Below are 12,820 nucleotides of genomic sequence, written 5' to 3' on the forward strand. Positions count from 1 at the left end.
AAACTTACCAATTATCAATTATAAAAATGCAGTTAGGAAAAACTCAAACTTTAAAAATCGCAGAAAAAAACACCTCTGGACTTTTCTTAGAATCTCAAACCGGTGAAAGAGCTTTTTTGCCTAAAATTTTTGCAGACGAAAATGCAGAAATAGGTGATGAAATATCAGTTTTCGTGTATCAAGATGATTCTGCTTTGAAAGCTACTACAGAAATTCCGCTTTGCGAAGTAGGAGAGTTTGCAGTGATGACTTGCGTGCAATCTTTGCCAAGTGGCGCTTTTATGGACTGGGGAATTATCAAAGATTTATTTATTCCTTACAAGCAACAAAAAGGTAAAATTCTCGAAGGAAAACGTTATTTGGTGTACGTTTATGTAGATGATGTTTCAGACAGAATTACAGGAACCACTAAGTTTAAGAGAAATCAATCTTACGATAATGTTCCTTTCAAAAAAGGGGAAGAAGTAAATCTTATCATTGCAGGAGAATCAGAAATTGGTTTCAATGTAGTGGTAAATAAAAAATATTTGGGCTTAATTTACAGTTCGGATGTTTTCAAAAAATTATATCCGTTGTCTGAAGAAACAGGCTACATCAAAACCATCAGAGAAGACGGTAAAATAGATGTTACCCTTCAAAAACAAGGTTATGAAAACAATCATGATGAATTTCAACAAAAAATTCTTCAGAAATTAGAAGAAAATTACGGAATTCTCTATCTCTCAGACAAATCAGAACCAGAAGAAATAAAACAAGAACTGCAAATGAGTAAAAAGAATTTCAAAAAGGCAATTGGCGGTTTATACAAAGACCAAGTCATAGAAATTCTGGAAGACAAAATCAGACTCATCAACGAAGAATAAAACAAAAAGAGCAGAAATTTCTGCTCTTTTTTAGTTTCTATTTTTAATTAAAACATAACCTTGTAAAATTCGTCCGTCTGAAACTTTCAGAACATACCAATACGTTCCAGTTGGTAAAATTCTGCTATTAATTTGTCCGTTCCATTCAAAAGTACCATTAATTATTTTTTTCAAAACAGCAGTGCCAAATCTGTCTAAAATAGTGATTTCTGAGTTAAGATAATTTTCCATTCCTGTGATTTTCCAAGTGTCATTTATACCATCAGAATTAGGAGTGAAAGTATTCGGAATATCAAAAATGGTAAAATTCATTTCGCCAATAATACAGCCCAATTTTGTTTTTACATAAACCGTATAACTTCCATTATTTAAATTCGTAAATTCTGGGTTATTTTGCCAATTTGAATTATCTAAAGAATAAACGAAATCACCATTTGCCGAAAGTAAAACTTTCGCATCATTATTCGTGATTTCCACTTTTAAAATATTGGCTAAAATAGATTGATTGACTAGAGTAGAACTTGTATTTTTACAATCAGAATTATTGGTTACTTCTACGGTGTATTTGCCAACTTCTGAAACATTTAAAATCTGAGCATTAGAAATAGGAGTTGGGGTTCCTTCTTTTGTCCAAACATAAGATTTAAAGCCAGAACCAGCGTCTAAATTTACCGAAAGTCCTCTACAAAATTCTGCATTCACAGGAAGATTAACAACAGGTTTTGGATTGAGTTGAAGCTTTAATTGAACCATTTTCCAACAACCATCTGCACTTTTCACTTTTACATTGAAAATATTAAAACCAATGATGAGATTTGTATTGGCAAAATCAGCAATTGGATTGTTGTTTTGGTCATAATATTCAAAAATATAAGCTGAAGAACCTGTGATGATATTTTCTTGATATTTTCTTAAATCTTCGGTTTTAGAATTGGCGGTAGTATCATTGCAAAAGGTTAACTGATAATCATTTGCAGGAAGTGAATTGGCAGTTAAAGTGACTTTAATTTCTAGTTTTGGACTTTCGCAATTATTTAAAGTTTGTGTAACAAAATACGATGTATTGTTTTGAAGAACAGTTGTGTTAGACAAGACATTTCCTAAGTTATCATAAAACTTCAACGAAGTTCCTGTTACAGCCAAATCTTTAATCTGAGCATTTCTGGAATTACAAAAATCTTGATTTGTATTTCCTGTAGGAAGTGGAGTAGCATTTACTTTTACTTGAATAGAAATCTTATCACTTTCGCAACCATTAATGGTTTGTGAAGCGTAATAAGTAGTTCCATCAATCAATGGAGTTGCAGTATTTAAAACATTTCCAGAGTTATCATACCAAATAATATTATGGCCAGTTATCTGAATGTCTGAAATTTTTGGAGCATCAATCGCACAAAAAGTTTGTGACGAACTAGCAGTTGGTAAAGCAGGAGAAGTAATAATTACTTTTTGAGTTTGCGAGAAAGTATTTCCGTTTTCATCATCGTATTTCCAAGTGATGTTGTAAGTTCCGGGAATAGAATATTGCAAAGCATCTGTAGTAGTAGCCGTAATTTTACCAGAACAATTATCTGTTGCAGTAGGAATAGTAGAAACTACAGTATGACAGTCTCCTGTAATATCTGGTAAATTTGTAATATCTGGATTTGGAGGTGTTTTGTCTTCTACTTTAACTTCTACGGTATAAGTTCCGTCACAATCGCCAGTTCCAGAAATGGTACAAGAATATGTTCCAGAATTTGCAGAAGTAGCATTCGGTATAATTGGATTTTGGTCTGTAGAAGTGAAACCATTTGGTCCAGTCCAAGAATAAGAAGTTCCGCCAGAAGCTTCAAGTTTTATAGCTGTGTTTGGGCAAACTGGGGAGTTGGAAGTCACAAAAACATTATTGGTGCAATCTTGGAATTTACTAACAAAGTATGAAGTTCCATATTCTGGTTGTGTCATAAACACGCCAGAAGTAGCATTAACAGTTCGTCCTTCTCCAAAAAGATAGATAAAATTGTTTTTGTAATAAATACTGTAACTAGGTGTATAATAACTTCCCCAAATTAATGTACCGTTGGTATCAAATTTCGAGAAAAATCCGTTATGATTACCAATATCTTTATAATAAGCATTAGGAGTAGAAATATCTGTTGAGTTATGAGAAGTTCCAGATATGTAAACAGTTCCATTATTAGTTACATTTAGAGAAAGAACTACATCTTCATAACGTGTATTTGCACCATAATATGTTCCCCAAATTCTTTTTCCATTTTCATCAATTTTTGCTATAAAAATATCACTCTCATTTCCTCCAAAAACACTTTTATGAGAACCAGATGTAGCAATATTGGCATCTGCACTAGTATTTCCTGCTATGTAAATGTTTTTATTTCGATCTGTTCCAATCCCATATATAAAATTATTTTTATCATGAACGCCACTTACGGGAAACAAAAGATTTCCGCCATAATACGTTCCCCATTGTTTTTTAAAATTAGAATCAAATTTTATAATGAGTGAATTATAGTTACCAATTATATTTGGTTGATGAGTTCCTACAGTACCTTCATTAGAATTCCAAAAATTAGTAACCCAACCAGAAATAAAATAATTATTATCAATATCCACAGCTGTATGATAAACAGGTCCTATAAGATAACTCCCGTAAATATGATTTCCTGTTTTTGAAAATTTTGCAAAAAAACCATTATTCCAATTACCAAGGGAAGTAATATAACCATCCGTAGTAGCAATTCCGGTTTTGCTATTTGCCTTTCCGCCAATAAATAAATCTTCATTCATATCCAGACTTAGCGAGTAGATGTCGTCAAACCCATCATCTCCAAAATAAGTTCCCCAAATTCTTTGACCAGTATTATTAAATTTCATAATTATTCCTTCTCTAGTTGAGATAGAAGCAAATTGTTTATGAGATCCTGGAGTTGTTATATTGTTGGGAATTGTTCTTAAATCATCCGCAGCATTACCTACTATATAAATTTCTCCAGAGGAATTAATTTGAAAGTCATTAATAATACTAGAAAATGCACCACTTGTGTAGATTGTTGAAGGATTACCAATTAGAGTTGCCCAATTTCTACTTCCATCTGGATTGAATTTTGTTAAACTAGCATATTCATCTAAATAATATCCAGAAGATTGAAATGCACCAGTAGTTGCAAAATTATTTATATACCTTACACAAGTTGTTACAAAAATATTATTCTGGTAATCTGCTCTAATTTTTTTTATACGACTATAATAGGAATCTCCATAATAAAATGTCCCCCAAATCCTTGTAGGAACTGGGTCTATAACCACTGTTTTATCAAAAGAATCTTGTGGAGCAGCAAACCCGAAAACTCCGTTTTCCATTTCCCTGAACTGAACAGATAAATCTGTTTTTTTAGAAGGTTCTTCCATCCAAGAATGCGGTATGTTTTCTTGCATCTCTCCAAATCTTAGATTCATAGAGAGTTTTCCATCTTTGAGTTTGGTTTTTGCTCCTTTAAATTTGAGTTTAATGTCAGAAATTTTTCCTTTTGGATGGATGATGAAGTTATATTCTATGGTTTTAGCACTATCTTTTGGTTTGAAGAAAACCAAATCTATATTGGGATAGATGTTTTTATAAGTAATTTTTTGGTAACGGTGAACTTCTGTTACGCCTTCTGGTTTATGGGGAATGTTGTAGTAGTTTTCATAATCCGTAGATTTTCCTTCTGCTATGATTTCAGGGTTTTTATTGGCATTTAGAAAGTCTATGTCCACTCTATGAAACTTAAATTTATAGTCAAACTCATCTTTTGGTTTTCTATCAAGAGCAGTTAAAGAATTTTCGACTTTAGATTTTTTCTTTTTCGTTTTTTCTACTTCGTAAACGTCGTAAGAAAATCCTTCTTTTTTGATTTGAACATTTAGTCCACCAGAATTGAATAAATATTTAACTTTAGAATTGGCATTTCCCTTTTGGTCAATGATTTGACCTTTGTTTTCATAAAAATAAAAATCAGATTGCGATTGCAATTTTTGCTGAGAAAACACAGAAATAAAAAACGAAAATATAAAAAGAAAATAGATTTTTTTCATGGTTAATTTTAGACCTTCAAATCTACTAATTTTCCTCTTTTCTTACAATCAGAATAAAATCTTCTTCTAAAAATTTATACCCAAAATCATACACAAAATAATATTGAGCGCCGTTTTTATAGGTTTTAATATTGGTGAAATATTCGAAATCAAAACCAGCAACCGAAAGTTTATTTCTAGTAGTTTTGGCTTTGTTTTCTACAAAATTTTGTTCAGAGAGAATCTTGAAATTCTTGCGCAGTTTATTGTTAATATTGCGCATAAGGTTGGTTTGGTCTTTGTTCTGTTTATTGTTATAGGCATTTCTACAGGCATCACTGCAGAATTTCTTATCTATTCTGCCCATGATTTTTTCGCCACATTCTAGACAGTTTTGCATGGTATTAGTTTTTAGTAAAGATAAAAAAATCCGTTTGTAAACGGATAATATTTTTAAGAAAGATTTATTTCGATTTTTTTAAATACCGCAGTTTTAAAATAATTTATTACCTGCGCTTTCTTTTCATAAAAATTATGAAGATGAGGAATATTAATATTGCAAAAACTGAATAGAGAAAGATTTTGAGTAATCCATTTTGATGCATCAGTAAGTCTATATCTCGTTTTTGTCTTTCAGTCTGTTTATTTGGAACATTTCCTTCATAATTTAAGTCAAATATTACTTTATCCTCTTGATTCGCTTTTTCAACTTCTATTTCATGCTCTTTCTCTAGTTTTTCTAATAATTCTAAATCTTTTTGAGTTACTTCTGAAAAGGGTTTAGTTTTAAAACAATATTCTGAATAGATAAATCCTGTGTCAGGTTCTATGTAACCAAATATTAGATACTCTTTATTTTGGTCAAAAAATAAATCACAAGATCTTAGTTGAGAAGAAAATATAGTTGCCGAAGTATTTTCTAGATATAAACCATCATAATAATCAAGTTTATAAATTTTTCCTATTCTTACATTACTTAATTGATTCTGAAGCGTTTTAAAACCTGAAGGAACTTTTTTAATGTCATTTATTTTTCCAATAAAAACAATCTCAGCATATTTAAATGATTGCTTAATATCTAAGTCTTCGCATTTGCATCCAAAAATACTTATTGAAGTCATTATAAAACAAAGTGAAAATATTTTGATAATTGTTTTCATAGCAATTAGTTTTTAATAAAGATAAAAAAATCCGTTTGTAAAGGGATAATTTTTTTTGATTTTTAATATTCGATATAAATTAGAATGTTTCAGAGTTTGTTTTTGACCCAAAATTTTATCTTAAGTTATATTACATAAGTCTGTCTTAAAGTTTCAATTAATTCTCCAGTTTCTGTAATATTTTCGAAATGAAGATTTATATTTTCTCGAACTTTTGGATATTCATCAATAAATTCAAGATTCTCAATCTCACTTAAATTAAATTGATTCATTATATTTCTGAACTTCTCTTCATTATTTCCCCAATATTTTAGATATTTACTTTCATCTACATATATTTCTGTTAAATTCTCATTATCATGATAAATTAATCCCCAAATTAACAAAGTGTCATGAATTAACTCCGTTTTATAATCTTCTAAATATTTTAAAATTTCAAATTTATTTTCATAAAATCCGTAATTGATTTCAGAATCTATATATCCAAAAATTAAAGCACAGTTTTCTGGAAGAGTTTCTTCAGACAAAGTAATTATTAAACTCCAAAGCTGCGGATTATCAATATTTATTTCAGCATAAAATTCAAATGGTAAATCAATGTTGTCAGGATTGTCATCTTTAGGCTTAAAAACATAACCTGGAACAATATTCGCATTTTTGCTTTCTCTTAATCTTTCCAATACAGATGAATTCATAGGAAATTCATTTTCTTCTGGGAATCTTATTGTTTTTGGTAATACTAGCGTTGGTTTTGTCATAATTACTGATGAAAATCAAATATACACAATAATCACAAAAATTTAAAAAACATATAAATAATTGATTTTCAATTTTAAAAACTCATACAAACGACTACAAATGGATATAAATGACTAAATACCGACTAATATTTCGCTTTCGTCACAACTTTGCCACAGAGATTCGAGGGGAATACAGAACGACTCGTTTCTAACGTTTAATTTAAAATTTAGTATTATGTCTTTAAGAAACAAAGTGACGCTTATTGGTCACACCGGAAAAGAAGTAGAAATCGTAAATTTCGAAAAAGGAATGAAAGCTACAGTTTCATTAGCAACCAACGATTATTACACCAATTCTCTTGGCGAAAAAGTAGAAGAAACTCAATGGCACAATTTGGTTGCTTTTGGTAAAACGGCAGAGATTTTTCAAAAATACGTGCAAAAAGGAAAAGAAATTGCCATCGAAGGAAAACTTACCTACAGAACGTATGATGATAAAGACGGACAAAAACGCTACATCACCGAAATTAGAGTAGAAGAAGTCTTGCTTCTAGGAACTAAATAAAGGAGAACACACAAATGAAATTACAGCCTTGTCATTTTTTGGCAAGGCTTTTTTTTATTTGTAAAATTTTTGTCATTTTGAGCGCAACGAAGTGGAGTCGAAAAATCTTAATTGATTTTAATTAGATTAAGCTCTAGTCATTATATAAAATTTAAACGCAAAGACGCAAAATATTTTTTTTCAAATGATTGCGTTTTTAAGACGCAAAGTTTTCACAGACTTCGTCTGTATTAAAATTGAAAATCTTTGATTTTCTTGCGCCTTAAAAACAATTTTAATGAAAATTTTAATTGCGCCTTTGCGTATTTTGATATAAATGAATTATTTACAAAATTTTTGATAATATACTACGAGTTAGATTCTTCATTGCATAATGCTTCACAAAATTTCATTCAGAATGACAAAAAAAATTAGAAAAATTGTAAATATCAGCTTGATAAATTTGCCAAAGCAAATAAATCTTTGCTTACTTTCAATAGTCATAAAATTATAAAATCTTTGCGTTTTTTTGAAATCAAAATATTTAGAAAAAATTTTCACTATTTTTGAAATATGAAAATCAATATCAGACCTATTCAACCATCAGACAATGCTATTTTAGCCAAAATCATCAGAAGTTGTTTCCATGATTTCGAAGTAAAATGTACTGCAGGAACTGTTTACACAGATCCTACAACAGATGATTTGTATTCGCTTTTTCAAACGCCTAAATCTCAACTTTGGGTAGCAGAAGCAGAGGATAAAATCGTAGGTTGTTGCGGAATTTTTCCCACCGAAAATCTACCGAAAGGTTGTACAGAACTTGTGAAATTCTACATTTCTAATGAAGGAAGAGGAAAAGGAATTGGCAGATTATTATTAGAAAAAACCATAGAAACCGCTCAAGAATTGGGATATTCGCAGATATATTTAGAAAGCATTCCCGAGTTTTCTACCGCTGTTTCCATTTACGAAAAACAAGGTTTCCAATACCTGAATCAACCACTGGGAAATACAGGTCATGATGGTTGCAATCTTTGGATGCTGAAAGAAATGAGCAATGAACAATAAGCAATGAGTAATTGTTTTAAAATCGTTATTTTTGCATAAATTTTCAGATTACTTATTACTCATTACCAATTACTCATAAAAAATGAAGCCAAGTTTAGCGAAAGGAACCAGAGATTTTACAGCGCAGGAAGTTTACCGTAGAAAATATATTATCAATACTTTACAGAAGAATTTTGAACTCTTCGGATTCCAACCTTTGGAAACGCCAAGTTTTGAAAATTTATCAACTTTGACGGGGAAATACGGAGAAGAAGGAGACCGATTGATTTTTAAAATCCTCAATTCTGGAGACTATGCTGCGAAAACAAAAGACGAAGATTGGAATGCTAAAAACTCTCAAAAACTCATCGCTCAGATTTCAGAGAAAGCTTTAAGATATGATTTAACCGTTCCTTTTGCACGTTTTGTAGCCATGAATCAAGGAACGCTTACTTTTCCTTTTAAACGTTATCAGATTCAACCAGTTTGGAGAGCAGACAGACCTCAAAAAGGACGTTTCAGAGAGTTTTATCAGTGCGATGCAGATGTAGTTGGTTCAGAAAGTCTTTGGCAGGAAGTAGAATTGGTTCAATTGTATTTAAAGTCTTTCAAAGAATTACAAATTCCTGTAAAAATCCATATCAACAATCGTAAAATCCTTTCTGGATTAGCAGAATTTGCCAACATTTCTGAGCAATTGATTGATTTTACCGTGGCTTTGGATAAATTAGATAAAATCGGGAAAGATGGTGTAGTGAAAGAACTTCAAGAGAAAAATATTTCTGATGAAGCGATAGAAAAATTGTCTTTTCTTTTCGAAAATAAACCTCAATCTGAAGTTTTAGAAATTCTTAAAACCAATTTTGAAAATGTAGAAATAGGTAAAAATGGAGTAGAAGAACTGGAATTTGTTTTAGAAAACTGTAAAAATTTAGGAATTGAAGATGAATTGGTGTTCAACATCACTTTGGCGCGTGGTTTAGATTATTATACAGGTGCTATTTTCGAAGTGAAAGCGCAAGGTGTAGAAATGGGTTCTATTGGTGGTGGTGGTAGATACAACAACCTTACCGAAGTTTTCGGGGTGAAAAATGTTCCAGGAATTGGGATTTCTTTTGGCTTAGATAGAATTTATCTCGTGATAGAAGAACTGAATCTTTTCCCACAAAATTCTGAAAGAAAAATAGAATATCTTTTTGCCAATTATGGTGAAAAAGAAGCTGCAGAAGCCATGAAGGTTTTAGCAAAACTTCGTGAGAAGGGAATCGCTGCAGAAATCTATCCTGAAAGTGCCAAACTGAAAAAACAATTTACCTACGCCGAAAAGAAAGGCATAGAAAACCTTATTTTCCTTGGTGAACAAGAAATTGCGGAAGGAAATATCACCATTAAAAATTTAACTTCAGGTGAACAAAAAACAATGAAAATTGAAGAGTTCTTATCATAAAAAAAGCCATCGTAAAGATGGCTTTTTTGTTTATGCTTGTGGAGCGTTTTCTACTTTTTCTTCAACTACTTCTTTTGCTTCTTCCATTTTGGTTTCCGCTTGAGATTTTAAATCATTGAATTTTTCTTCGGCTTTGTCTTTTAATTCCTCAGCCTTAGATTTTAAATCATTACCGTATTTGGTAAGGTTGTCTTTTGCGTTATTCAATAGGTCCTTAACTTTTTGTTTTTCTTCAGGAGTTGCTTTTTTATATCTCCAAAAAGCTAGTGCTCCAAGACCTAAAAGTGCCAATAGTTTAGAACTGTTTTTCATAATTTTGGTATTTAGTGATTAATATTGTTTGGTTGTTGTGATTACAAAATTATTGTATTATCACCCATTAAAGTTACAAAATTAAATTAAAACGTTATAGTTTTTACGTATTTAATTTATCTTTGAACAAATTAAAAAACAATGGATTATATCAATATCAATAAAAATTCTTGGAACGCCAAAGTAGATTATCACCTAAAATCTGATTTCTATTTTGTAGAAGAATTTATTGCAGGACGAACTTCTCTTAATGAGCCAGAATTAGAACTTTTAGGAGATATTAAAGGAAAGAAAATTCTGCATTTGCAATGTCATTTTGGTCAAGATTCTATTTCTTTGGCGAGAATGGGAGCCGAAGTTACTGCAGTAGATTTATCAGACAAAGCCATTGTTGAAGCCAGAATATTGGCCGAAAAATGTGGAGTTGATGTCAAATTTATAGAATCTAATGTGTATGATTTACCAAATGTTTTAGAGGAGAAATTTGACATCGTTTTTACCAGTTATGGCGTGATTGGTTGGTTGCCAGATTTAGAAAAATGGGCAAAAGTGATTCAGCATTTTCTTAAACCCAATGGCGAATTCATCATGGTAGAGTTTCATCCTGTCATTTGGATGTTTGATGATGATTTTACCAAAATTGCTTATGATTACCAATCTACAGAATCCATTGTAGAAACCTACGAAGGAACTTATGCAGATAGAGAAGCCAATATTTCCCAAGAATATGTCATGTGGAATCATGCGCTTTCTGAAGTTTTTCAAAGTTTAATCAACCAAAATATAGAGATTAAACAATTTCTAGAATACGATTGGTCACCGTATGCATGTTTTAAACACACCGTAGAAGTAGAAAAAGGGAAGTATAGAATCAGTAAATTTGATAAAAAAGTGCCTTTAGTCTTCTCTATAAAGGCGATGAATAAGGAATTTTCAAATTAATGATTATTTTGTTTTGATTTTTACAAATATTTTCTATATTTGTTTCATAATCGATATGATTAATGAAAAACCTATGAAAAAATGTGCCTCTCGTGAAAGCGAGAGGTTTTTTTTGTGTTTTTATGCATCCTTACAAATGGTAATAATTATTCAGCAAGTGGTAGTTTTTACTGAACATGACAAATGACAGTAAGTATTTTAAAATCAGTAATATAACCCGTCGTAACTTTATGAAACAAAAAATAACTTTATGAAAAGAATTATTATTACTCTTGGTGTATTATGTTCAGGAGTTATGATGGCTCAAGTAGGTCATCTTATGCAAGGTATAGGTTCAGTAAATATGAGTATGGGTGGTGCAGCAACTGGTCAACCTATTGACATTAGCGGTGCGTTACAGTGGAATCCTGCGGGAATTACAGATTTTAATGGAAATACCGTTTCTGTAAATGCTGGTTTATTTATGTCTAACCCAGAAATATCTTCTTCTTATGGACCAATGTCTGGAGTGACTAAAGACGAAAAAGCCAACTCTATCATGCCTACTGTTGCAGTAACTTTTGGTAAAAATCCTCATCATAAATTTGGTATTTCTGTTTTCGGAGTGAGTGGTTTTGGTGTAGAATATCCAGAAAGCACCACCAATCCTATTCTCATGTCTCAACAATATGGTGGTTTTGGTAAAGTAGAATCTAATTATATGCTGATGCAAGTTGGTTTTGCTTATGCTTATAAATTCAATGAAAATTTCTCTATGGCCATACAGCCTAATGTAAATTATTCTGCTCTAAAAATTCATCCTAATCCATTGGCTAATCCAAGCATGACTGCAGGTTATCCTAATTCTGATAATGCTTCTGCAATTGGTTTTGGAGCACAAGTAGGTATGTATTACAAAACCAACAATGGTTTTAAACTCGGTTTATCTTATAAATCACCGGTATATTTTAATGAATTTAAATTTGAAAACACTTATCTAGACAATACTAAAGGAGAAAACAAATTTACGATGAATTACCCTGCGATTTATTCAGTAGGTGGTGGTTATTCTCATCGTTTATTTGATTTGGCTTTAGATTACAGATATGTAGACTATGCTAATACAGAAGGTTTCTTAGCCAACGGATGGAGCAATTATGGCGCTGTAAAAGGTTTCGGATGGGAAAGCATCGATGTAATTTCTGCCGGCATTCAAATCAAAGCCATTGAAAAAATGCCAATTAGATTAGGATATACTTACAGTTCTAATCCTATTAATCCAGAATTGACAATGTTCTCTGTTCCAGCTTCTGCTATCATTAGAGATGCATACGAAATAGGGGTAGGATATAAATTAAACGACAAATTCACCATCAATGCCAATTACCATTATGGAGCGAGTGATGGCAAAACTTCTGGAGCATTACTTAATCCTATGATGGCATCACCATCTAATCCTTATGGAGCAATTCCAGGAAGTACTGTGGCGTATGAAATGACCACTTCTATGGCTCAAATAGGAGTAGATTTCAAATTTTAAAAAATATATTAATTTGACTTGAACTCTCCACTATAAAAGGTGGAGAGTTTTTTGTACTTTTTATTCAATTAGTGGTAATATTTAGAGAAGTACATGTATTTCATTTTGAAATCTAATTAACAAATGATAACTTTGTCCTCAGAAAATGAACTTATTTTCTCTCCGAAAGGAGAAAACACAAATGATG

Annotated in this window: 11 protein-coding genes; 6 read left to right on the top strand and 5 right to left on the bottom strand. The window is 31.3% G+C overall.

What is annotated here, in order from left to right:
* Window positions 1–26 precede the first annotated feature (26 nt).
* Complete coding sequence (locus EB819_RS04635; RefSeq protein ID WP_069798460.1) at window positions 27–863, top strand: CvfB family protein; 837 nt, start codon at window positions 27–29, stop codon at window positions 861–863.
* Between the two features lie 30 nt (window positions 864–893).
* On the opposite strand, the gene EB819_RS04640 is transcribed toward EB819_RS04635, so the two are convergent.
* From EB819_RS04640 to EB819_RS04655, 4 genes are all read right to left on the bottom strand, one after another.
* Entirely contained in the window at window positions 894–4,940 is a 4,047-nt protein-coding gene (locus tag EB819_RS04640) for a DUF7948 domain-containing protein (protein ID WP_069798462.1), read from the bottom strand.
* Between the two features lie 25 nt (window positions 4,941–4,965).
* Window positions 4,966–5,319, bottom strand: a complete 354-nt coding sequence (locus EB819_RS04645; RefSeq protein ID WP_069798464.1) for a DUF2116 family Zn-ribbon domain-containing protein — start codon at window positions 5,317–5,319, stop codon at window positions 4,966–4,968.
* Between the two features lie 106 nt (window positions 5,320–5,425).
* Window positions 5,426–6,079 carry a hypothetical protein gene (locus tag EB819_RS04650; RefSeq protein WP_124878665.1) on the bottom strand — a complete coding sequence of 218 codons (654 nt, stop codon included), beginning with the start codon at window positions 6,077–6,079 and terminating at the stop codon, window positions 5,426–5,428.
* Between the two features lie 125 nt (window positions 6,080–6,204).
* Window positions 6,205–6,837, bottom strand: coding sequence for a hypothetical protein (locus EB819_RS04655; RefSeq protein ID WP_069798468.1), 633 nt, complete (start codon window positions 6,835–6,837; stop codon window positions 6,205–6,207).
* Window positions 6,838–7,054: 217 nt separating this feature from the next.
* Here EB819_RS04655 and EB819_RS04660 point away from each other — a divergent pair, with 217 nt between their 5' ends.
* The 3 genes from EB819_RS04660 (at window position 7,055) to hisS (ending at window position 9,860) form a co-directional block, all read left to right on the top strand.
* Window positions 7,055–7,384: a single-stranded DNA-binding protein gene (locus EB819_RS04660; RefSeq protein WP_069798470.1), complete on the top strand. Its 330-nt coding sequence runs from the start codon at window positions 7,055–7,057 to the stop codon at window positions 7,382–7,384.
* 552 nt (window positions 7,385–7,936) lie between these two features.
* Window positions 7,937–8,434, top strand: a complete 498-nt coding sequence (locus EB819_RS04665) for a GNAT family N-acetyltransferase (RefSeq protein ID WP_069798473.1) — start codon at window positions 7,937–7,939, stop codon at window positions 8,432–8,434.
* 82 nt (window positions 8,435–8,516) lie between these two features.
* Window positions 8,517–9,860 carry a histidine--tRNA ligase gene (hisS, locus tag EB819_RS04670; RefSeq protein WP_069798475.1) on the top strand — a complete coding sequence of 448 codons (1,344 nt, stop codon included), beginning with the start codon at window positions 8,517–8,519 and terminating at the stop codon, window positions 9,858–9,860.
* Between the two features lie 30 nt (window positions 9,861–9,890).
* On the opposite strand, the gene EB819_RS04675 is transcribed toward hisS, so the two are convergent.
* Complete coding sequence (locus EB819_RS04675) at window positions 9,891–10,172, bottom strand: YtxH domain-containing protein (RefSeq protein WP_069798477.1); 282 nt, start codon at window positions 10,170–10,172, stop codon at window positions 9,891–9,893.
* A gap of 141 nt (window positions 10,173–10,313) precedes the next feature.
* On the opposite strand from EB819_RS04675, the gene EB819_RS04680 reads away from it, so the two are divergent.
* Both EB819_RS04680 and EB819_RS04685 read left to right on the top strand, forming a co-directional pair.
* Window positions 10,314–11,114, top strand: a complete 801-nt coding sequence (locus EB819_RS04680; protein ID WP_069798479.1) for a class I SAM-dependent methyltransferase — start codon at window positions 10,314–10,316, stop codon at window positions 11,112–11,114.
* Window positions 11,115–11,364: 250 nt separating this feature from the next.
* Window positions 11,365–12,633 (top strand): OmpP1/FadL family transporter, encoded by a 1,269-nt coding sequence (locus tag EB819_RS04685; RefSeq protein ID WP_069798481.1) that lies wholly within the window; start codon window positions 11,365–11,367, stop codon window positions 12,631–12,633.
* Window positions 12,634–12,820: the final 187 nt, after the last annotated feature.

It is taken from the genome of Cloacibacterium normanense (assembly GCF_003860565.1).
GTDB classification, from domain to species: domain Bacteria; phylum Bacteroidota; class Bacteroidia; order Flavobacteriales; family Weeksellaceae; genus Cloacibacterium; species Cloacibacterium normanense.

Coding starts and splice junctions, on each gene's coding strand:
- EB819_RS04635 (WP_069798460.1), top strand. CDS start 27: ATGCAGTTAGGAAAAACTCAAACTTTAAAAATCGCAGAAAAAAACACC.
- EB819_RS04640 (WP_069798462.1), bottom strand. CDS start 4,940: ATGAAAAAAATCTATTTTCTTTTTATATTTTCGTTTTTTATTTCTGTG.
- EB819_RS04645 (WP_069798464.1), bottom strand. CDS start 5,319: ATGCAAAACTGTCTAGAATGTGGCGAAAAAATCATGGGCAGAATAGAT.
- EB819_RS04650 (WP_124878665.1), bottom strand. CDS start 6,079: ATGAAAACAATTATCAAAATATTTTCACTTTGTTTTATAATGACTTCA.
- EB819_RS04655 (WP_069798468.1), bottom strand. CDS start 6,837: ATGACAAAACCAACGCTAGTATTACCAAAAACAATAAGATTCCCAGAA.
- EB819_RS04660 (WP_069798470.1), top strand. CDS start 7,055: ATGTCTTTAAGAAACAAAGTGACGCTTATTGGTCACACCGGAAAAGAA.
- EB819_RS04665 (WP_069798473.1), top strand. CDS start 7,937: ATGAAAATCAATATCAGACCTATTCAACCATCAGACAATGCTATTTTA.
- hisS (WP_069798475.1), top strand. CDS start 8,517: ATGAAGCCAAGTTTAGCGAAAGGAACCAGAGATTTTACAGCGCAGGAA.
- EB819_RS04675 (WP_069798477.1), bottom strand. CDS start 10,172: ATGAAAAACAGTTCTAAACTATTGGCACTTTTAGGTCTTGGAGCACTA.
- EB819_RS04680 (WP_069798479.1), top strand. CDS start 10,314: ATGGATTATATCAATATCAATAAAAATTCTTGGAACGCCAAAGTAGAT.
- EB819_RS04685 (WP_069798481.1), top strand. CDS start 11,365: ATGAAAAGAATTATTATTACTCTTGGTGTATTATGTTCAGGAGTTATG.